Annotated in this window: 18 protein-coding genes; 3 read left to right on the top strand and 15 right to left on the bottom strand. The window is 61.6% G+C overall.

Features of this window, described 5'->3' with window-relative positions; all coding sequences use genetic code 11:
- The first annotated feature begins 66 nt into the window (after window positions 1-66).
- From AC02Y0_RS05800 to AC02Y0_RS05790, 3 genes are all read left to right on the top strand, one after another.
- Window positions 67-933 carry a TIGR02587 family membrane protein gene (locus AC02Y0_RS05800; protein WP_476382960.1) on the top strand — a complete coding sequence of 289 codons (867 nt, stop codon included), beginning with the start codon at window positions 67-69 and terminating at the stop codon, window positions 931-933.
- Window positions 934-944: 11 nt separating this feature from the next.
- Window positions 945-1,355, top strand: coding sequence for a TIGR02588 family protein (locus tag AC02Y0_RS05795; protein ID WP_476382959.1), 411 nt, complete (start codon window positions 945-947; stop codon window positions 1,353-1,355).
- A 247-nt stretch (window positions 1,356-1,602) separates the two neighbouring features.
- Window positions 1,603-2,448 (top strand): GGDEF domain-containing protein, encoded by an 846-nt coding sequence (locus AC02Y0_RS05790; protein ID WP_476382958.1) that lies wholly within the window; start codon window positions 1,603-1,605, stop codon window positions 2,446-2,448.
- 2 nt (window positions 2,449-2,450) lie between these two features.
- Here AC02Y0_RS05790 and ligA read toward each other — a convergent pair whose 3' ends face one another.
- The 15 genes from ligA to ftsW form a co-directional block, all read right to left on the bottom strand.
- Complete coding sequence (gene ligA / locus AC02Y0_RS05785) at window positions 2,451-4,607, bottom strand: NAD-dependent DNA ligase LigA (protein WP_476382957.1); 2,157 nt, start codon at window positions 4,605-4,607, stop codon at window positions 2,451-2,453.
- 63 nt (window positions 4,608-4,670) lie between these two features.
- On the bottom strand, window positions 4,671-5,483 hold the full coding sequence (locus AC02Y0_RS05780) for an endonuclease/exonuclease/phosphatase family protein (RefSeq protein ID WP_102022084.1): 813 nt from the start codon (window positions 5,481-5,483) through the stop codon (window positions 4,671-4,673).
- Between the two features lie 75 nt (window positions 5,484-5,558).
- Window positions 5,559-7,007 carry a phospholipase D-like domain-containing protein gene (locus tag AC02Y0_RS05775; RefSeq protein WP_476382956.1) on the bottom strand — a complete coding sequence of 483 codons (1,449 nt, stop codon included), beginning with the start codon at window positions 7,005-7,007 and terminating at the stop codon, window positions 5,559-5,561.
- A 58-nt stretch (window positions 7,008-7,065) separates the two neighbouring features.
- Window positions 7,066-8,739, bottom strand: coding sequence for a DNA repair protein RecN (gene recN, locus AC02Y0_RS05770; protein WP_476382955.1), 1,674 nt, complete (start codon window positions 8,737-8,739; stop codon window positions 7,066-7,068).
- 33 nt (window positions 8,740-8,772) lie between these two features.
- The gene (locus AC02Y0_RS05765; RefSeq protein WP_444559242.1) at window positions 8,773-9,579 is read right to left on the bottom strand and encodes an outer membrane protein assembly factor BamD; all 807 of its coding nucleotides are present in this window, start codon (window positions 9,577-9,579) and stop codon (window positions 8,773-8,775) included.
- A 282-nt stretch (window positions 9,580-9,861) separates the two neighbouring features.
- Window positions 9,862-10,818, bottom strand: a complete 957-nt coding sequence (lpxC, locus tag AC02Y0_RS05760) for a UDP-3-O-acyl-N-acetylglucosamine deacetylase (protein WP_476382954.1) — start codon at window positions 10,816-10,818, stop codon at window positions 9,862-9,864.
- Window positions 10,819-11,080: 262 nt separating this feature from the next.
- Window positions 11,081-12,826 (bottom strand): cell division protein FtsZ, encoded by a 1,746-nt coding sequence (ftsZ, locus tag AC02Y0_RS05755; RefSeq protein WP_476382953.1) that lies wholly within the window; start codon window positions 12,824-12,826, stop codon window positions 11,081-11,083.
- 96 nt (window positions 12,827-12,922) lie between these two features.
- Complete coding sequence (gene ftsA, locus AC02Y0_RS05750) at window positions 12,923-14,254, bottom strand: cell division protein FtsA (RefSeq protein WP_102022079.1); 1,332 nt, start codon at window positions 14,252-14,254, stop codon at window positions 12,923-12,925.
- Window positions 14,251-15,183 (bottom strand): cell division protein FtsQ/DivIB, encoded by a 933-nt coding sequence (locus AC02Y0_RS05745; RefSeq protein WP_476382952.1) that lies wholly within the window; start codon window positions 15,181-15,183, stop codon window positions 14,251-14,253. Before AC02Y0_RS05745 ends, ftsA begins: the two co-directional genes overlap by 4 nt.
- Window positions 15,171-16,097 (bottom strand): D-alanine--D-alanine ligase, encoded by a 927-nt coding sequence (locus AC02Y0_RS05740; protein ID WP_476383968.1) that lies wholly within the window; start codon window positions 16,095-16,097, stop codon window positions 15,171-15,173. Before AC02Y0_RS05740 ends, AC02Y0_RS05745 begins: the two co-directional genes overlap by 13 nt.
- Window positions 16,098-16,300: 203 nt before the next feature.
- A complete protein-coding gene (locus tag AC02Y0_RS05735; RefSeq protein ID WP_476382949.1) occupies window positions 16,301-17,065 on the bottom strand; it encodes a GGDEF domain-containing protein in 765 nt (254 codons plus the stop codon).
- A gap of 161 nt (window positions 17,066-17,226) precedes the next feature.
- Complete coding sequence (gene murB / locus AC02Y0_RS05730; protein ID WP_444559101.1) at window positions 17,227-18,201, bottom strand: UDP-N-acetylmuramate dehydrogenase; 975 nt, start codon at window positions 18,199-18,201, stop codon at window positions 17,227-17,229.
- Window positions 18,202-19,614 (bottom strand): UDP-N-acetylmuramate--L-alanine ligase, encoded by a 1,413-nt coding sequence (gene murC, locus AC02Y0_RS05725; protein ID WP_476382948.1) that lies wholly within the window; start codon window positions 19,612-19,614, stop codon window positions 18,202-18,204.
- The gene (murG, locus tag AC02Y0_RS05720; protein WP_476382947.1) at window positions 19,611-20,732 is read right to left on the bottom strand and encodes an undecaprenyldiphospho-muramoylpentapeptide beta-N-acetylglucosaminyltransferase; all 1,122 of its coding nucleotides are present in this window, start codon (window positions 20,730-20,732) and stop codon (window positions 19,611-19,613) included. The genes murC and murG overlap by 4 nt, the downstream gene beginning before the upstream one ends.
- A 6-nt stretch (window positions 20,733-20,738) precedes the next feature.
- The gene (gene ftsW, locus AC02Y0_RS05715) at window positions 20,739-21,893 is read right to left on the bottom strand and encodes a putative lipid II flippase FtsW (RefSeq protein ID WP_476382946.1); all 1,155 of its coding nucleotides are present in this window, start codon (window positions 21,891-21,893) and stop codon (window positions 20,739-20,741) included.

Here is a 21,893-nt window from a genome sequence, read left to right as displayed (position 1 = left end):
TGCCTCGGCAGATGGAACAACCATCGTCTGCTGCGCATTCCCTGCGCGGCAAGGGACGGTGGAACAATGACAGCAATCGACAATGAACATGACGATCCGGAACGGGTGAACCGGTTTCTGGTCGGTCTGGCGCGCGGCATCGCCGGCGCCCTGCTCTTCTCCATTCCGATGCTGATGACCATGGAGATGTGGTTTCTCGGCTTCTACATGGATCGCGAGCGATTGTTGATCCTGCTCGTCGTCAACCTCCCCCTCCTTCTACTGCTCTCCCATCGCATCGGCTTCGAACGCACAGCAACCTGGCGCGAGTCGGCCCGGGATGCGATCGTCGCCTATGGCATGGGCGTGGCTGCCAGCGCGCTGATACTGTTTCTCTTCGGCGTGATCACGACCGACATGTCACCGCGGCAATGGGTCGGCATGGTGGCGGTTCAGGCGGTGCCGGCCAGCATCGGCGCACTTCTTGGCCGCAGTCAGCTCAGCATGAAAGACGACGAAGAAACGGACGAGCCGGAGGACGAACCGGGTGCCTCCAGCGAGAGCGGCTATGTGATCGAACTCTTCATGATGGCGATCGGCGCCCTGTTCCTGTCGCTCAATCTGGCGCCCACGGAGGAAATGATCCTGCTCGCCTACAAGATGACCGTGTGGCACGCGCTGGCCTTGATGCTCCTCTCGATCCTCCTGATGCATGGCTTCGTCTACGCACTCGCCTTTCGCGGCGGACATCATCTGGATGCCGATACGCCCGTCTGGCACGCCTTCATCCGTTTCACGATCCCCGGTTACGTCATCGCCCTCGCCGTCAGCCTCTATGCCCTCTGGACCTTCGGCCGGCTGGACGACATCGCCGCCGCCGAAGCCGTCCTGACCATTATCGTCCTTGGCTTTCCGGCCGCCATTGGCGCCGCCGCAGCCCGTCTCGTCCTGTGAGGTATCCACTCGTGACCCCTTCCACGCACAGCCAAAACGCTGCCAAGCTTCGCCCGCACTGGATCGAATGGCTGACGGGCGTCATTGCAACCTTGATGGTGCTTGCCATCATCGGCTGGACCCTGTTTGAAGCCGCAACGACCACCGACCGCCCGCCGGAGCTGTCGACCCATGTGCTGGCCGTCGAACCTGTCGCCTCGGGCTGGCGCGTGATGATCGAGGTGCGTAACGATGGCGACCAGGCAGCAGCTGCCGTCGAGGTAAAGGCTGCCCTTCTCGACGGGACAACCACTGTCGAGGAAGCCCAGACGACCTTCGACTATGTGGCCGCCGGATCATCCTCGCGTGGCGGACTGATCTTCTCGCAGGATCCGGCGGAATTCAGGCTGGAAGTTGCGCCTTCAGGCTTCACTGAACCGTGATCGTGCCGCTTCGACACAGGGGCAGCTGCAATCCTGAGTTACAAATTCATTCAAACTTAATTTTTAAGGGATTAAGACTAGTAGAAATGCAAATGAGCGCTTTACTGCTCAGGTTGCATTCGTCACCTTGACGTAAATCGGCCGCGGGGCACGGGGCCATACATATTTATGACAGCAGCCGGCGTTGATAGTCTTCCATGCTGCGCTACAATTTGTCGTTTCAAGTCTTATTGTGTGGTCAAAACTGATGTTGAAGAAACAGATTGAGGCTTGGGTCATCCGCGATATTGGACTGACGGAGTTCGACAACTGGGACACTGTGCTCCGTTTCGCCACTCGACTGTCGATCCGCAACTCCATCATTGCCTGCGTCATGGTCGCCGGGCTGCTGATCGTCCTGCACGCCTTCGATGTTCTTCTCAATCCCCTAGTTCGCGACATCGCGATCGGCTGCGGCATCGCGGTAATCGTCGCCTTCGTCCTGACGATGCTGTGCTGCCTCTATATGGGTTACGCCGTCATTCACCTCGCACGGACACGCCTCGAATTCCGCCAGATGAGCCGGACCGACATGCTGTCCGGCCTGCTGAACCGCCGAGCCTTCATTGAGGATCTCTCGCAGGTCGAGCGTGGCTACCTGCTCATTCTCGATATCGATCGCTTCAAGCAGATCAACGACCGCTACGGTCATCTGGCCGGAGATGACGTAATCGTATCGGTCGCAAACACGCTGACCGAGATCGTCGGGCCGACGAACCTCGTCGCCCGTATCGGGGGCGAGGAATTCGCCATTCTCTTCCAGGATGCGGACTTTGGCGAAGTGGTCGCCATGACAGAGCGCCTGCGCCGTTCGATCGCCAACCGGCTCATCGATGCCTTCCACCAGACAATCGCCGTCACCGTATCCGGCGGCCTTGCCGACATTACGCCCATGCGGGATTTCTCCGCCGTCTACGCCGCGGCCGACCGCGCGCTTTATGCCGCCAAAACCTCAGGACGCAATCGCATCGTGCTGGAGCGGGACATGTCGCGCAGCACGCAAGCGGACACACCGAGCCTCACGCTGACGGACGCCGCCATCAGCGCGGCTTGATCTCAGCCCCCGATCAGGGCCAACCACTCGTCTTCGGTCATGACTTCGACACCGAGCTCACGCGCCTTATCGAGCTTGGAGCCCGCACCGGGGCCGGCCACGACGTAATCCGTTTTCTTAGATACGGACCCCGCGACCTTCGCGCCAAGGCCCTCGGCCCGCGCCTTGGCCTCATCGCGCGTGAAGCGTTCGAGGGAACCGGTGAAGACCACCGTTTTGCCAGCCACGGGACTGTCGCTCACAACGGCGGCCTCCGCGTCGAGAGGCGTGACTTCACTCAAGAGCCGCTGAACGACCTCAAGATTGCGCGGCTCCTTGAAAAACTCGACGATCGAAGCAGCGACGACCTCGCCGATCCCATCGATGCTGTTCAACTCGTTCCAGGCGTCGCCGAACTTTGGACCAGCCGCCTGCATCGCCTCCGCAAAGGCCGCGTAGCTGCCATAGGAGCGCGCCAGGAGCTTCGCCGTCGTCTCGCCGACATGGCGGATCCCGAGCGCGAAGATGAAGCGGTTGAGCGCAATCTCGCGCCGTGCATCGATCGCCTCGAAGAGCTTGCGCACACTGACCCGACCGAAGCCTTCGATATTCTCGAGCTTGGTCAGAGACTGGTCCTGGCGCGCCTTCAGGGTGAAGATGTCGGGCGCAGTGCGGATCATCAGCGCCGGGTCGTCGCTTTCGAAGAAGAAGTCGACCTGCTTGGTGCCAAGCCCTTCGATATCGAAGGCGTTGCGCGAGACGAAATGCTTGATGTGCTCGACGGCCTGAGCCCGGCAGACAAAGCCACCGGTGCAACGGGTGACAGAATCGAGCTTGCCCGTTTTCTCGTTCTTCTCGCGCACCGCGTGGCTTCCACAGACCGGACAAGTCTTCGGAAACACGTAAGGCGTATGCCCTGCTTCACGCTTTTCCAGAACCACGTCGAGAACCTGCGGAATGACGTCGCCGGCCCGCTGGACGATCACGGTATCGCCGATCCGGATGTCATGCTCTTCTGGCCGGATGCGGTCGCCGGAATTGCCGATGCCCTTGATATAGTCCTCGTTGTGCAGCGTCGCGTTGGTGACCACAACGCCACCGACCGTGATCGGCGTCAACCGCGCAACGGGCGTCAGTGCCCCCGTTCGACCGACCTGGATGTCGATTGCCTCGACTGTGGTGAAGGCTTGTTCGGCGGGAAACTTGTGAGCGGTCGCCCAGCGCGGCGAGCGAGACCGGAAGCCCAAGCGCGCCTGCAGGTCGAGGCGGTCCACCTTGTAGACGACACCATCGATGTCATAGTCGAGATCAGGCCGCTGCAGCCCGATATCGCTGTAATGGGCGATGATATCAGCGACGGAGCTCAGTCGCCGTGTCAGCGGATTGATCGGGAAGCCCCAGCGCCCGAAGACCTGCACCATGTCCCATTGCGTGTCCGCCGGCATCTGGCTCATCTCACCCCAGGCATAGGCGAAGAAGCGCAGCTTGCGGTTCGCCGTCACCTTGGGATCGAGCTGACGCAGCGAGCCGGAAGCCGTGTTGCGCGGATTGACATAGGTCTGCTTGCCCTCGGCCTCCATCTGCGCATTGAGCGCCAGGAAGTCGGACTTCGCCATATAGACTTCGCCGCGCACCTCGACGATATCGGGCGCATCGGCCGGAAGCTCGGTCGGGATTTCCTTGATCGTCAGGATGTTTGCCGTCACATTTTCGCCGGTCGTGCCATCGCCCCGGGTTGCAGCGGTCACGAGCTTGCGGTTCTCGTAGCGCAGCGACATCGAGAGCCCGTCGATCTTCGGCTCGGCGGTGAAGGCAATCGAATTGTCAGGCATCTGCCCGAGGAAGCGATAGACGGAGGAGACAAAGTCCTGCACGTCCTCATCGGAAAACGTGTTGTCGAGCGACAGCATCGGCCGCGCGTGCACGACCTGGGCAAAGATGCCGGCGGGAGCAGCCCCCACCCGTTGCGAGGGACTGTCGGTGCGCACCAGCTGCGGAAACTGCGCCTCGATCGCATCATTGCGCCGCTTCAGCGCGTCATAATCCGCGTCAGATATCTCGGGCTTGTCCTTGCCATGATAAAGCGCGTCGTGATGGGCGATCTCGTCCGCCAGACGCTGCAGCTCGGCCTTCGCCTGCTCCTCGGTCAGGGTTTCGACGGGAATGGTGTCAACGGCCATGGCAACCTCCGGAAATCTCCAGTCGGGTTTAGCGGAAAATCGGCGAATGAAAAGGCCCGGACCTCAGTCCTCCACCTTGCTGAGATCAAGCCGCGCCGTAAGCGGCAGATGGTCTGATGCAAGCCTTGCGAGCGGCGTGTCATGCACCGTGAGATCGGCGATCAATCCGGCCCGGTTCGCCATGATCCGGTCGAGCGAGAGCACCGGCAGCCGCGCCGGAAAGCTGGGGATCGCTGGCGGCAATGGGCCGAACACCGGCTCCAGCCGCGTGAGCGCCGAGCCGGGCCCGAGCCGCCATTCGTTGAAGTCACCCATCAAGAGCGTCGGGCGTTCATCGCGGCTCTGCAGCAGATCGAGGATGACATCCGCCTGCTGGCGCCGCGCCCAGCGCAACAGCCCGAGATGGGCAGCGATCACCCGCAGTCCAGCCTTTCCCTCAAGGTCGATCTCGGCGACCAGCGCGCCCCGCGGCTCAAGCCCGGGCAGTGCCACCTGATGCACATCCCGGACGATCCCCTCGCGAAACAAGAGCACATTGCCCCGCCAGCCATGCGACTTCGGCCCGGCAACCACGGGGACCGGCAACAATCCGGTTTCAAGCCGCAGCCGGTTGAGATCGAGCAGACCCGAGCGCTCGCCGAAGCGCTGATCCGCCTCCTGCAATGCAATCACGTCGGGGCGGATTTCGTGGATGACGTCGATGATCCGCTCCGGATCGAAGCGCCCGTCGGTCCCCACACATTTGTGGACGTTGTAGGAGGCGACCGTCATGACACCGTCAGGCGTATCTGAGACCTGCCGCTCGCCCGGGCGCCATTTGCGATTACGCAGCGAGGTCACCATCGTGCGGGCGAGGCTGGGCTTGGTTTTCTTCATCACACCAGGGGCATCCATCGTCTCTCGAGGCGTTCAGCGCTCATGGCCATCACAGCCATCAGCGGCTGCGCTGTGTCAAAGATAGGGCGATCCGAGCCAGAACAAACGGTCGATCATCCGGTTCGGCAGAGAACGCGCCCGAAGGCCTTCAAGCGTGACCTGTTCTGCCGTTGCCAGTCTCTCGTCGATGCCGTCCTCGATCTGCTCGGCGAGAACCCGGTCATAGACTTCGAGATCGATCTCGAAATTCAGCCGCAGCGAACGCGAATCGAGATTGGATGATCCGATGAAACACCACTGTCGGTCGATGACCATCAGCTTCGAATGATCGAAATGGCCGCTCGACAGATGGACACGACACCCATCCCGAAGGATCTGGTCGAACTGACCCATCATGGCGCGGGCGACGATCGCCAGATTGTTCTGCGACGGCACGATCACATCGACCTGCACGCCACGCCGTGCGGCTGTGTTCAGGGCAGCAATAAAGGTCGTATCCGGCAGGAAGTAGGGAGAGACGATCCTAATCGACCGTTCGGCGACCGAGAAGGCACCGAGCAGAAGCCGGTGATTCGTCTCGATATGTGTATCCGGCCCTGAGACCACCGCCCGGATCGCGGTCCCTGCCCCAGGCAGCGCATCGTCGAGCCGCACGCGCCATTCCGGCCCCAGCAGCACCTCGCCGGTCTCGAAGTGCCAGTCCTCGGCAGCAACCGCCAGGATGTCGGCCACCACAGGTCCGGTCACGCGAAAATGGGTGTCGCGCGCGCTATCCGACCCGACAAAGCCTGCGCGGATATTCATGCCGCCGACAAAGGCGGTCGCCCCGTCCACCACCAGAATTTTCCGGTGTGTGCGCAGATTGGCGTAAGGCAGCCGCAGGCCCATGATGACCTGCCCGTTGAAAACAGCAACCGGAACGCCGCCCTCTTCGAGATAGCCAATGATGCTGGGAACGCTGTAGCGTGCGCCGACTGCATCGACGATGACGCGAACGGCGACACCGCGCTTGTGCGCGGCGATCAGGCAGTCGGCCACGCGCCGGCCGACGACATCGCGATCGAAGATATAGGTTTCGAGGATGATGCTGAACTGTGCGGCCTCGATTGCCTCGCACATCGCATCGAAGGTCTCCTCGCCGGTCGTCAGCATGGTGATGAGGTTGCCCGATGACAGCGGATGGCGGCTGACCTTGTCGCCGAGCAACTTCATCTGCCCAAAGCGGGGTCCGAACTGTATGGCAACCGTCTCGCGGCTGATGGCGTAGAGAGACAGACTGCGCCAGATCTCATCAAGTTCGAGGGCACGACGGGAGATAAGCGTCGCGCGGCGGATTCGGTTGATGCCGGCGACCGCATAAATCATGGCGCCCACCAGCGGCGAGAGGATGATCACCCCCACCCAGCCAAGCGCCGAGCGAACCTCGCGTTTGGTCATCGCCGCATGGGTCGCAGCGACCGTGCCGAACACGACGGAGAGCACGGCAAGGGTCTCGGCCCAGTAGATCTGGATCACTTCAAGCATGGCAGATCAGCGAAACAGGTTTTGATAAGGAGCGCAACCGACACCGTGCGGATGGAGATCACTCCCCGGCCGCCAGGAGTTTTGCAGCGGCGGCACGCGCTTCGTCGGTCACGGATGCACCCGCCAGCATGCGGGCGATCTCTTCCTTGCGATGCTCCGGCTCCATGATCGCCACCCGCGTGGCGATCTTGTCGCCGGCATCTCCGGTCGGCCCCTTGGAAATCAGGAAATGCGTCGAGGCCCGTGCCGCAACCTGCGGTGCATGGGTGACGGACAACACCTGCACCTTGGCAGAGAGGCGCTTGAGCCGTTGCCCGATGGCATCGGCGACCGCGCCACCGACGCCGGTGTCGATTTCGTCGAAGACGAGCGTTGGTGCGGATCCACGATCGGCAAGCGCCACTTTGAGCGCCAGCAGAAAGCGTGAAAGCTCGCCGCCCGAGGCAACCTTCATGATCGGTCCGGGACGCGTGCCGGGGTTCGTCTGCACATGGAATTCGACCGTATCGATGCCGTCAGCCGTGGCATTGTCAGGATCGGCAGCCACTTCCACCATGAAGCGGGCCCGCTCGAGCTTCAGCGCCGGCAATTCCTGCATGACCGCATCCGCCAGGGCCTGGGCGGCATTCTGGCGCTTTGCCGAGAGCTGCTGTGCCAGGTGATCGTAATGTGTCTTTGTCTCGTGGACTGCGGCTTCGAGTTGTCCGAGACGCTCTTCGCCGGCATCGAGGTCGGCGAGATCCGCGACCATTTTTTCCGCAAGCGCGGGAAGATCGGCAACCGCGACGGAATACTTCCGTCCGGCGGCCCTCAGCGCGAAGAGCCGTTCTTCAACGCGCTCCAGTTCGCGCGGATCGAATTCGGTGCGGCGCAGCGCCGCCTCGACTTCCATCTGGGCGGCAGACAGCGTGTCCAGTGCCGTGCCAAGCAGTTGCACGGTCTCTTCCAGCAGTCCCGGAGCCTCCTGGCTCTTGCGCTCCAGTCGGCGCATCAGCGACGCGATATGTGGCACTGGCGACGCATTGCCATTCAGGAATTCGGAGGCCTCGGCGATATCTCCCGCGATACGCTCGGATTTCTGCATGGCCGAGCGCCGCTCGGCGAGATCGTCCTCTTCGCCGTCGAGCGGCGACAGCGTTTCAAGCTCCTCGACCGAGGCGCGCAGATAGTCCGCCTCGCGGGCGGCAGCCTCGACCTTCGCCTTGTGGGTCTTGAACGAACGCTCGGCATCACGCCAGCGGCGATAGCTTTCGCCGAGGTTGACGGCTTCGTCGGTGAGCCCCGCAAAGGCGTCGAGCAACATCCGGTGGGCATTGGTATCGATCAGGGCGCGATCATCATGCTGGCCATGGATTTCGACCAGCAACTGCCCGACCTGGCGCATCAACTGCACGCTGACTGGCTGGTCGTTGATATAGGCACGGGTGCGGCCGTCGGCGGACTGCACGCGGCGGAATATGAGGTCGCCATCGTCGTCGACGCCGTTGCCCTTCAGCAGCGTTCTGGCGGCATGGCTGTTGCCGATGTCGAAGACGGCGGTCACCTGTCCCTTGTCCTCGCCGTGGCGCACGAGAGAACCATCGCCGCGCCCACCGAGCGCCAGCGACAGACTATCAAGCAGGATGGATTTGCCGGCACCCGTTTCACCGGTCAACACGGAAAGGCCGGTCTCGAACGCAAGATCCAGCCGCTCGATCAGAACGATATCTCGGATCGACAGCTGGACCAGCATGGGCTCAGATTCTCACTTCGTCAAAAGAGACCGTCAGGTCCCGATCAGGAGCCTGCGACCGGCGCGGGTGATCCACGATCCGGTGTTTTCGCGCGGCTCTACGCCGCCCCGCTGCAGCAGCGCATAACTATCGGCATACCACTGGCTGTCCGGGTAGTTGTGGCCGAGAACGGCTGCGGCTGCCTGTGCCTCGGAAACGACGCCCATAGCGAAATAGGCCTCGACCAGACGCGCGAGCGCCTCTTCGATCTGGTTGGTGTTCGGATACTGCTCGACCACGACGCGGAAGCGCGAGACGGCGGCAAGGTATTCCTTGCGCTCCAGATAGTAACGCCCGACCTGCATTTCCTTGCCGGCGAGCTGGTCGCGCGCAAAACGGATCTTCGCCTGCGCGTCGTCGACATATTCCGAATCAGGGAACTCGTTCACCACGCGCTCCATCGCCTCGATCGTCTTGACCGAGTTGCGCTGATCCTGCGTGACGTTGGAGATCTGTTTCCAATAGGAAAGACCGACCAGATACTGCGCATAGGCCGCATCCTCGGACTTCGGATAGAGGCTCATATAGCGGTTACCGGTGGAAATCGCATCGGCATAGCGGCCAAGACGATATTTCGTGAAGGTGCTCATGACGAGCGACTTGCGCGACCACTCGGAGAAGGGATGCTGCGCATCGACGGCATCGAACTTGCGCGATGCTTCGCCCATGTTCCCGGCCTTGATGTTGGCGAGGCCCTGGTTGTAGAGCACTTCCGGCGGCTCAGTCTCGGCAGCAAGCTTGCTGATGTCGATATCGGGATCCGATTGGCAACCGGCAAGCACCGCGCCGACGGACAACATCACGCTCAGGCCTGCAATACGCGCGGCTTTCTTCACAACGACCGATCCCACTTGATTCATTCGAAAGATCCCGATTGCAGCGCCGCTTGAAAACCGTCGCCTTCAACTGGCGTTTCTAGCCACAAAAGCGGCACTAGGGCAACGCAGTGATGTGACTTTAACGCATTTTTGTGGCGAGACGTCCAGAAAGTGCCGTTCATTCAGCATCTTCTGTCGCCCAGCAAAAACGCCGGCCTCCTTTGAGGAAACCGGCGCTCGATCTGTAACTTGCCCGTTTTCTGCTCAGGCCGACCAGGGTGCGAATTCAGGCACCTGAACCGGAACGAATTCACGAGCACGAACCTGGTGGCTGCGGCTCGGCGCTTCGACGACCTCATAGGCCGTGGGGTCGCTGAGCAAGGCCTTCAATGCATTGGCATTCATCTTGTGGCCACCGCGATAGGAGCGATAGCAACCGATGAACTGCGCACCGGCAAGCGCGAGGTCACCAACGGCATCCAGCGTCTTGTGACGGACGAATTCGTCCTTCTCGTAGCGCAGGCCTTCGACATTGATCACGGTGTCATCGTCGGAGATGACGACGGAGTTTTCGAGCGAAGAGCCAAGGGCGAAACCGGCAGCCCAGAGACGCTCGACATCGCGCATGAAGCCAAAGGTGCGGGCGCGCGACAGCTCGTTCTTGAAGGTTTCAGCGGTCAGATCGCCTTCCCACTTCTGCCGACCGATCAGCTTGCTGTCGAAATCGATTTCGACCTCGAAGCGAGTACCGTCATAGGGGCGGAATTCAGACCAGGATGCACCCGATTCGATGCGAACCGGCTTGATGACGCGGATATAGCGGCGCTTGACGCCAAGATTGGTGATGCCGACCTGCTCGATGGCATCGATGAAGACTTCGGAGCTGCCGTCCATGATCGGCATTTCCGCACCGTCGACTTCGACAATCAGATTGTCGAGGCCCAGCGCATAGATAGCCGCCATGACATGTTCGATGGTCGCGATCGAGCGGGCCGGGTTGGTCCCGAGTACGGTGCAGAGATCGGTATTGCCGACATGCGCCGAGACGGCACGATATTCGCTCGTGGAACCGTCATCGTGCTGACGTTGAAAAACAATTCCCGTCCCGGCTTCTGCCGGCTGGAAAGTGATCGTAACCTCTCGTCCGGAATGAACCCCAATCCCAGTCAGCGTAAGCGGCGCTGCGATCGTGGTTTGAAATCCGAGCAAAGCAATTGCCATTCCGATAGCCTTAAAGTGAAGCGACGAGGCGGTGGATCTTAAACTTCCCGTCGCAAACGCGTGTCAAAGACTCAAATCGAGCCCTCTTTCGATCTCATACATACGTGGCCCCGCCCCTCCAGCCAAATCACTGATTCTTTCGCTTTGTAACGAAGCCAGGCCATTGATTAATATCAACAAATCTACGTTCTGGAACAGGCCATGAAACGCAAGAAACCCGAGCCTCGCGGCCCGGGTTTCCTCAAACATTCTGGCCTGGCACTTAGCTCGTCTGGCGACGAAGGAAGGCCGGGATCTCAAGCTGGTCGTCTTCGCTGGTGGCGCGAGCCGGCGTTGCACGACCGTGGTCGTCCAGCTGGCCGCGACGCGGAGCGTAGAGGCTGGCTTCTGCAGACAGCGGACGGCGCTGCTGCGAGGCAGCGGCCGGTGCGGAACCGGTCATGTCACCCATAACCTGCTCGTCTTCAGCCTGACGGCCGAGCGAGTTGGTGATGCGCTTCAGGAGACCCATCGGGCCACGCTCGTCCTGGGCAGCAGGAGCTGCAGGCTGGGCGCGGTGATCGATTTCGGCGCGAAGCACCGGCGGGAAGTCCTCGACCTTCGGCATGCGGACCGGTTCGGCGGCCATGCGGGGTTCAGCTGCCATCGGTGCCGGCGCAATAGGCGCCTGCATGACGGGAGCGGGCTGCTGCATGACCGGAGCCGGCTGGCTCATGATGGGAGCCTGAGCAACCGGCTGCATCATCTGCGGAGCGGGAGCAGCTTCCGGAGCCGGCGAAGCGAACAGGCGGCTTGCAGGACGGAATTCCTGCTGCGGAGCAGGCTGCGGCTGGCTCAGCGGCTGACGGGCAACGGCGATTTCGAGTTCGCGTTCCATGGCAGCTTCAGCCGAACGAATGGTGTCTGCGACCGGATCCATGGTCGGCTTGGGGGCCTGCGTCATTGCAGGCTGATATGCGGCCGGTGCCGGAGCAACGGCCGCGGAGGAACGCATAGCGGGCTTTGCCAGCGGAGCGGCCTCGAAGCCCTTGGATGCGAGCGCCGCACGGTCGATGCCGGTCGCGACGACCGAGACGCGGATGATGCCTTCGAGGGCTTCGTCGAAGGTAGCGCCGAGGATGATGTTGGCGTCCGGATCGACTTCTTCGCGGATGCGGGTTGCAGCTTCGTCGACTTCGAACAGCGTGAGGTCACGGCCGCCGGTGATCGAGATCAGCAGGCCCTGGGCGCCCTTCATCGAGGTTTCGTCGAGCAGCGGGTTGGCGATGGCAGCTTCCGCAGCCTGCATCGCACGGCCTTCGCCGGATGCTTCGCCGGTGCCCATCATCGCACGGCCCATTTCGCGCATCACGGAGCGAACGTCCGCGAAGTCGAGGTTGATCAGGCCTTCCTTGACCATCAGGTCGGTGATGCAGGCAACGCCCGAATACAGAACCTGGTCAGCCATTGCGAAGGCGTCAGCGAAGGTGGTGCGGTCGTTGGCGATGCGGAAGAGGTTCTGGTTCGGGATGACTATCAGCGTGTCGACCGACTTCTGCAGTTCTTCGATGCCGGATTCGGCAAGCCGCATGCGGCGAGCACCTTCGAAGTGGAACGGCTTGGTCACGACGCCGACGGTCAGGATGCCCTTGTTGCGGGCCGCCTGGGCGACGACAGGAGCAGCACCGGTACCGGTACCACCACCCATGCCGGCGGTGACGAAGCACATATGGGTACCGTTCAGGTGATCGATGATCTCGTCGATGCACTCTTCAGCGGCGGCGCGACCGACTTCCGGCTGCGAACCGGCGCCAAGGCCTTCGGTGACGTTGACGCCGAGCTGGATGATGCGCTCGGCCTTGGTCATGGTCAGCGCCTGGGCATCCGTGTTGGCAACGACGAAATCGACGCCCTGCAGACCAGCGGTGATCATGTTGTTGACGGCATTGCCGCCGCCGCCACCGACACCGAAAACGGTGATGCGTGGCTTCAGCTCAGTGATATCTGGCTTCTGCAACTTGATGGTCATGGTACCCGTTCCTTCTTTTTCCGGCCGCATCGCCAAGCCGGCCATGTCATTTCAACAGATTTCCCTTGGCCGAACCTTGCGCCCAGCCGGGTGAACTCAAAAACTCTCTTTCAGCCACTGACCCATACGGGCGAACCGGCTGTTTCCGTTGCCGAAGGGCGAGAACAACCCGCCCTGCCCGGCATGTGTTTCCTGATCCGCCATCTGCGGATAGATCGTCAGGCCGACGGCCGTTGAGAAGGCCGGTCCCTTGGCCGCTGCCGGCAGGCCCGACACACCCATCGGACGACCGATACGCACGTTCCGGGCCAGAATACGGCGGGCCGCTTCTGGCATGCCGGTGAGCTGGCAGGCGCCACCCGTCAAAACGACGCGTTTTCCGACCACCGGCGAGAAGCCCGACTTCTGGATCCGGTCGCGCAGCATCTCGAGGGTTTCCTCGATACGCGCGCTGATGATCCGGGTCAGAAGCGCTTTCGACACCTGGGTCGGCTGGTCGCGATCGTCCTCGCCGATCGGCGGAACGGATACGACTTCGCGATCGTCGGCGCCGTTGGCGACAGCCGAACCGTGAACGACCTTCAGACGTTCTGCATCCTCGATACGGGTGGAAAGCCCGCGCGCCAGATCTGTGGTCACATGATGACCGCCGATCCCGATGGCGTCCGTATGGATCAACTTGCCTTCAGCAAAGACAGAGATGGTGGTCATGCCACCGCCCATGTCGATCGCCGCGCAACCGAGCTCCACCTCGTCGTCGACCAGGGCTGCAAGGCCGCTGGCATAAGGCGTTGCGACCACACCCTCGACGGTCAGATGGGCGCGGTTGATGCAGAGCTCCAGATTGCGGAGCGCTGCCCGTTCGGCCGTGACCACGTGCATGTCGACGCCGAGAACATCGCCATACATTCCAAGGGGATCGCGGATTCCCCGCTCTCCGTCAAGCGAAAAGCCGGTGGGAAGCGAGTGCAGCACGGCACGGTCATTGCCCTGAGACTGCTGGCCAGCAGCGATCAGCACCTTGCGCAGGTCGCCGGCTTCGACTTCCTGGCCACCGAGATCGATGGTCGCGGTGTAGACATCAGAGCCGATGCGGCCAGCAGAGACGTTGACGATCAGGCTTTCGACCGTAAGGCCTGCCATGCGCTCAGCTGCGTCAACGGCGAGGCGCACAACGTTTTCGACCGCATCAAGATCGGCGATCACGCCGGATTTGATGCCATGCGAACGCTGGTGCCCGAGACCGATCACCTCGACATTATGCGTGCGGCCCGGCAGCACGGCGGATTCGCGGCGCGGCGTCAGGCGAGCGATAATGCAGACGACCTTGGTCGTACCGATATCGAGAACCGAAACGACATGCGCCCGCTTGGAAGACAGCGGCCGGGTGCGCGGAAGACCGAAGGAGGAGCCACCAAAGATGCTCATATCTTCTGCTCCAGCTTCTTGAGGGCTTTGCGACGCTCTTCAAGCGCCGCCGTACGACGCTCCTGCGCACCGGGCGTCAGGCGCACGGCAACCCGGTCGGGAAGGCGCATGTCGATCAGCGCCACATCGCGAGACAGCACCTGCTGCTCGACATCGAAACGGTTGAGCAGGGCAAGCGCGCTAGCCACATTCTCTTCCGGGAGACGCACGACGATGCCGTTGTCGAGATGGACATCCCAACGACGACCACCAACACGAACGAAAGCCTTCACCCGCGAAGCGATCGACGGCCACTTGGAGAATTCTTCATCGATGGAGGCTGCTGCCGTCTCGGCATCACGACCGACGAAGAGTGGCAGCGAGGCAAACTTGTTGTCGCGCAGCGGCGCAATGACCGAACCCGAACGCTCGATGAGCGAGAGATCGCTGCCGTGCTGCCAGATCGCATAAGCCTGACGCTCGCGCAGCGTTACTTCGACGGTGGACGGATAAACCTTGCGAACCTCAGCCGATTCGACCCAAGGGAGCTCGGACAGCGACTTGCGGGCAGCCGCAATGTCGAGACCCAGCAGGCTCGTCGAACCATCGAGGCCGAGCAGCTGCAGGATATCGATTTCGGACGTATGCTGATTGCCGGAAACGCGAACATCCTCGACGGCAAATCCAGCCTTGGACGTCACCGCCTGCATCACCAAAGGACCATGACCACCAACCACGACACCATGCAGCGAAACGGCACCGTAAAACGCAGCCAGGCTGGCCTTGCCGAGATGGCGAGGCAGAACAATACGACCGGAGCACAGGCTGATTAGGAAACGAACGAGGCGACGCAGCGGACGCGGAAGCACCTTGGCCTCCTGGGAGGCGAGCGGTGCAGCCGGATAAACTCCGGAAACCTCAGCCATTTTGTTACCGCTCAACGAGAACAAGAAGCGTCCTCCACCATCCAATGTACGAACTCACCAAAGCTATAGCCCGCATGGGCAGCCATTTCCGGCAGCAACGAGGTAGGGGTCATGCCCGGCTGGTTGTTCAGTTCCAGCCAAATCAGATCACCATCTTCGGAGAGACGATCGTCGTAGCGGAAGTCGGACCGACTCACTCCGCGACACCCGAGCGCCTGGTGTGCCTTGAGTGCCAATGATTGTATTTTTTGGTAAATTTTCGGTGAAATTTCCGCAGGAAGGACGTGCTGAGAGCCACCGGCCGCATACTTGGAGTCGAAATCATAGAAGCTGTGGCCGAGCGGCACGATCTCGGTCACGCCAAGCACCTTGCCGTCCATCACGCCACAGGTCAGCTCGCGACCAGCCACATAGCGCTCGACCATCACAACGTCGCCATAACGCCATTCGCTGGAGGTCAGGATCTGCGGCGGATGCGCCATGTCTTCGCGCACGATGACGACGCCGAAACTGGAGCCCTCGCGGACCGGCTTGACCACGTAAGGAGGCGACATCGGATGACTGTTGCCGATGTCGAAGCGGTTGATCACCATGGCCTCGGCGACGGGAATACCCGCCTGGGCCGCAACGATCTTCGCCTGCTTCTTGTCCATGGCGAGAGCCGAAGCAAGAACGCCGGAATGCGTGTAGGGAATCTCAAGATATTCAAGCACGCCCTGGATGGTGCCGTCCTCGCCGAAGGGGCCATGTAGAGCGTTGAAGGCGACATCGGGCTTCAGATCTTCGAGGACGCGACCGATATCACGACCGACATCCACCCGCGTCACCTTAAAACCCTCACCTTCGAGTGCGGAAGCGCAGGCGTTACCCGACGACAAGCTCACAGGCCGCTCGGAGGACAATCCACCCATCAAAACCGCGACATGCTTGCCACTCATAAACGCCTCGCAAAATTCCAAACCAATCAGTAGCCGCATCGATTGGACGGCTCCGTAGGCTCAGTTCAACAACATTAAGGTTAATGAAGCGTTTACTTTCGTTAACTTCCGACACGCAGCTAGGCGTGCGCACGCTCATCCGTGAGGTGAAGCTAATTATTCAAGGCTATGCTTTTATTGAAATAATGACGACTTGAATGCCGTTAAGCCGTCTTGCGCTGTGCCGCAGGTTCCAGCTGCATCTCGGCACGCTGCATGGGGTCCAGGGCCGTTTCAGCCAACTCTCTGGCATGCACGATTCGATTCCGGCCACTGGCTTTGGCCAGATAAAGCGCACGGTCGGCGGCCGAGAAAAGCTCGCTGAATCCGAGTTCCGACACGCCGGCAGACACGCCGCCGGAGATGGTGACAGAGACAGGAAGCCCGGCAACCTCGAAGCCCATGGCCTCGACGGAACGGCAGATCGACTGGGCAACCTCAAGCGCTTCGTCGCCGCGTGGGCCCACCAGAAGTACGGCGAACTCCTCGCCGCCGATGCGGGCAACGGTCGCCCCCTCACCCAGCAGATCCGTCAGGCATTGGGCAACGCGGACAATCACATCGTCCCCGGCCTTGTGGCCCAGCGTGTCGTTGATTGATTTGAAGCGATCGATGTCGAGCAGGATCAAAGCAACCTCCCCACGCGTACGCTCGAAAGTATCAAGGAATGCGCGGCGGTTCATCAGCCCCGACAGCATGTCCGTTCGGCTGAGCATTTCGAAACGCTGCCGCGACATGCCGAGATCATAGACCGCAAGCCCGACGACAGAATAGGCGATCATGGCCACCACGAAGGACACGGGCGGCGTGAGCATGGTGGCAACGACGAGTGCAGGCCCGAGCGCATAAGGAAGAAGTCCGAGCGCCACCAGGATCAGATGTCCGACGATATTGAGGAGATAGGCAAAGACGGCGATCTTCGCTGCCATGAAGGCAGCTTTAGATACAACAGCACGCCGGGACGAAAACTCGCCCAGCGTCAATTGTCGGATCACCCAAACATGGACCAGATCGAACATAGCGCTCCCCATACCGAGGAGGAGCCTAGTTGAGCGAAGTTAAAACTTCGTGGGATCCGGAGTGGCGGCTATCACACCGCAACGACGCCCATGAATGGCTTCACTTCACGACCGGGCATGAAGATGCCGAGGCGCTTGATTTCCCATTCTAGCTTGATGCCGGAGGTCTCGAACACCCGCTGGCGAACGGTCTCGCCGAGATATTCGAGATCGTAGCCGGTCGCATGGCCGACATTGATCATGAAGTTGCAGTGGAGCGACGACATCTGCGCCCCACCAATCATCAGACCGCGGCAACCAGCCTCGTCGATCAGCTCCCAGGCCGAATGGCCCTCGGGGTTCTTGAACGTCGAGCCTCCGGTCTTTTCCTTGACCGGCTGCACCGTCTCGCGATGGTGCCGAACAGCATCCATATCCGCACGGATCTTGGCCTTCTCTTCCGGATAACCCTCAAAGATAGCGCTGGTAAAGATCAGGCCTTCGGACGCTGCCGAATGGCGGTAGCTGTAGCCCATGTCGGCATTCGACAGGACATGCACATTGCCCTTGCGATCGACGGCCTCGACTTCGACCAGCCGGCCGGCCGTGTCGCCACCATTGGCACCTGCATTCATGCGGATCGCGCCACCGATCGAACCGGGAATGCCGTAGTAGAAGTGGAAACCACCGATATTGTTGTCCATCGCCATGGCGGCAATGTGCTTGTCGGGGCAGATCGCTCCCGCACGAATGCGGTTCTCGCCCGCGAGCTCGACCTGGCCGAAACCCTTGGCAGAGAGGCGGATCACCACACCGGGGATCCCGCCATCACGCACGAGCAGGTTCGAGCCAACGCCGACAACCGTCAGCGGCACCTCTTCGGGCAGAAGCTTGAGGAACGCAGTCAGATCCTCGACGTCATGCGGCTGAAACATCAGTTCGGCGAGGCCGCCGGCCTGGAACCAGGTCACCCTGTCCATCGGCGCATCGGGCGTCAGCCGCCCCTTGAGATCGTTAACTCCAGGGCCGAGCGACGCCAGAAGCTTTTCCCCATCCACCTGTTTCATTCAAGACTTTCCCGAAATTGCATCTAGTTCCGTCGGCAGTGCAGCAGCCCACTGGGTGATGTTGCCGGCCCCCAACAGGACCACGAAATCACCCGGTTGTGCAATGCCCGCGACGAGCGAGGCCAGTTGCTCAGGCGCGGCCAAGTATCGCGCGTCGCGGTGGCCGCCCGATTTGATCCGCGAGACCAGCGTTTCCGAATCGATCCCCTCGATCGGCTCTTCGCCCGCTGCATACACCGGCGACAGGAAGATCGTGTCGGCATCGTTGAAGCAGTTGGCAAAGTCATCGAACAGGCTTGCAAGCCGGCTGAAGCGGTGCGGCTGATGCACGGCGATGATCCGCCCCTTGCACGATTCGCGCGCAGCCCGGAGCACGGCCTTGATCTCAACCGGGTGGTGCCCGTAGTCGTCGAACACCTGCGCGCCGTTCGAAGCGCCGGTCAGCGTGAAGCGTCGCTTGACGCCGCCAAAACCTGCAAGTCCCTTGCGGATCGCCTCTTCCGGAATGTCGAGCCGGTTGGCGACAGCAATTGCGGCGCAGGCATTGGAAATGTTGTGCCGGCCCGGCATCGGCAGGACCAGATCCTTGAAGTTGAACACCCGGCCCGTGCGGCGACGGCGGATTTCGACGTCGAAGATCGAGCGCGTGCCATCGAGACGCACATTCGAGAAGCGCACATCCGCCTGCGGGTTCTCACCGTACGTAATGACCTTGCGATCCTCGATGCGGCCAACCAGCGCCTGCACTTCCGGATGGTCGAGGCACATCACGCCGAAACCGTAAAACGGCACATTCTCGACGAACTGGCGGAAAGCCGCACGCGCATTGTCGAAAGTGCCGTAATGGTCGAGATGCTCCGGATCGATATTGGTGACGATCGCAACATCGGCGGGCAGTTTCAGGAAGGTGCCGTCGGACTCATCAGCCTCGACCACCATCCACTCGCCCTCGCCCATGCGGGCATTGGTGCCATAGGCATTGATGATACCGCCATTGATGACGGTCGGGTCGAGCGCGCCAGCATCAAGCAGCGCTGCGACCATCGAGGTGGTCGTAGTTTTGCCATGCGTGCCGCCGACGGCGATCGCATTGCGGAAGCGCATGAGCTCAGCCAGCATTTCGGCGCGGCGAACGATCGGTAGCAGCTTTTCGCGGGCGGCGACGAGTTCGGGATTGTTCTTCTTGATCGCGGTCGAAACGACGACGACCTCGGCCTCACCCAGGTTCTCGGCCTTGTGGCCGACAAAGACCTCGATACCCTTGGCGCGCAGGCGCTGAACGTTGGCGCTTTCGGCCTGGTCTGACCCTTGCACCCTGTGTCCGAGATTGTGCAGTACCTCGGCGATCCCGCTCATCCCGATGCCACCGATCCCGATGAAATGGACGAGGCCAATGGATTTCGGCATTTTCATTGTGTGGCTCCCTTCGACTGGGCAATGCCCTTGCCGGCGGCAATAGCCTCTACGAGGTCTGCGAGCAAGCCGGCCGCATCGGGCTTGCCCGTGCTTTTCGCAGCGCGGGCCATCGTGGCGAGCCGTTCTGGCCCCTCCATCGCCTCCGTCAGAAGACCTGCGATCCTGTCGGTGGAAAGCTGCGCCTGCGGGATGACCTGCGCTCCGCCTTGCGCCGCAAGCGCCGCAGCATTCGCCGCCTGGTCATGGTCAAGCGCATGCGGATAGGGCACGAGCAGGCTTGGCCGACCGATGACCGCGAGCTCCGACACCGTCGACGCCCCTGAGCGGCAGATCACGAGATGGGCAGCGGCCAGCCGCTCCGCCATATCGGTAAAGAACGGCGCGACATCGGCGCGAATGCCGAGCGTCGCATAGCTGTCGATAACCTTCTGGCGGTCTTCAGGGCGCGCCTGCTGCGTCACGACGAGCCGCGCACGCAAAGCATCTGGCATCAGCCGGATGGCGCCGGGGATAGCGTCGGAAAAGAACTGCGCCCCCTGGCTCCCACCGAAGACCACCAGATTGAACGGCGCGCTGTCGCGGGATGGAGAATAGGGCTGTGCTGCAGCGGCAATCACCGCCGGCCGCACCGGATTTCCGGTCAACACCATCTTCGCCGCATGCTCACCGCTCGGCGACAGAAAACCGCCAGCGATTGCCCGAACCCGCGACGCCAGAAGCTTGTTGGCACGGCCCATGACGGCGTTCTGTTCGTGCACCGCAGTCGGTACACCAAGACCGGCTGCAGCAAACAGCGGAGGCACTGTCGGATATCCACCAAAGCCGATAACCGCTTTCGGCTTCAGGCGCGACACAAGGCTCCGCGCCTCGCGATAACCGCGCCAGAGCGAGAGAAACGCCTTGACGACGGCGACCGGGTTCTTGGAGCCGATGGTGGCCGAGGACACGGTATGGATCTCGTTAGCCGGAAAGCTGCCAGCATAGCGTTCAGCGCGCCGGTCGGTCACCAGATGAACGCCATAGCCACGGGTTTTCAACTCGTGCGCCAGAGCCTCGGCCGGAAAGAGATGTCCGCCGGAGCCACCGGCGGCAAGCAGGACGATACCTTTTGTCATACGCAATTACTCCGCGGGTACGCCCGCAACCGAGCGGAAGAGGCTGCGCTCCTGCGCGCGTTTTTCCGGACGGCGGCGGGTGAGCGCCAGGATGAAGCCGGCGGTAACGCAGATCGCCGTCATCGACGATCCACCATAAGAGATGAGCGGCAGCGTCATGCCCTTGGCCGGCAGCAGTTCGAGATTGACACCGATATTGATCATCGACTGGACGCCGAGAAGCAGGACCAGACCGGACACGGCAAGACGGTTGAAGTCATTGCGTTCCTTGTAGGCGTGGCTCAAGCCCCGGAGCACAAGGAAACCGAAGATCGCCACGAGCACCATGCAGAAGACAATACCGAACTCTTCCGCCGCGACCGAGAAGATGAAGTCGGTATGGCTGTCGGGAATGATGCGCTTGACGATGCCTTCGCCCGGGCCCTGGCCGAACCAGTCGCCACGAATGATCGCCTCCCGCGCCGTATCGACCTGGAAGGTGTCGCCCTCCCCGGTCAGGAATCGGTCTATTCGTCCTGCCACGTGCGGCAGGGTCATGTAAGCGCCGAAGAAGCCCGCACCGCCGAGAACGCCGAGCACGACGATCCAGAGCCACGGCATGCCGGCCATGAAGAACATGGCGCCCCAGACGCTGCCGATCAGGATGGTCTGGCCAAGGTCAGGCTGCGCGATGAGAAGCGCCGCGGCGATACCAAACAGCAGGATGGCAAAGAGATTGCCTGGAATTTCAGGCTGGCGCGCATGTTCGGCGAACAACCAGGCGCAGATCACGACGAAGGCCGGCTTCATGAATTCGGACGGCTGGATCGACATCGAGCCGACCGACAGCCAGCGGCGGCCGCCCTTGACCTCAAGGCCGATGAATAGAACCAGCACCATCATGATCAGCGAGGCCGCCAGGATCAGCATGGCCATGCGCCTGACCTGTCGTGGCGACAGGAAGGAAAGACCGATCATGACGCCGAGGGCCGGCATCATGAAGAAGGCATGGCGCTTGACGAAATGGAAGCTGTCGAGATTGAGACGTTCGGCAACCGCCGGAGACGCCGCGAAGGAGAGCATCAGCCCGATCCCCATGAGGAGAACGAAGGTGATCAGGAACAGACGGTCGATCGTCCAGAACCAGTCAGCGACCGGCCCCCTCTCTACGCGGCTTACCAT

The organism is Allorhizobium sp. nf9_anc (assembly GCF_056323085.1).
Note: the sequence above shows the minus strand (reverse complement) of the source record. Positions and strands in the feature narration are given on the sequence as shown.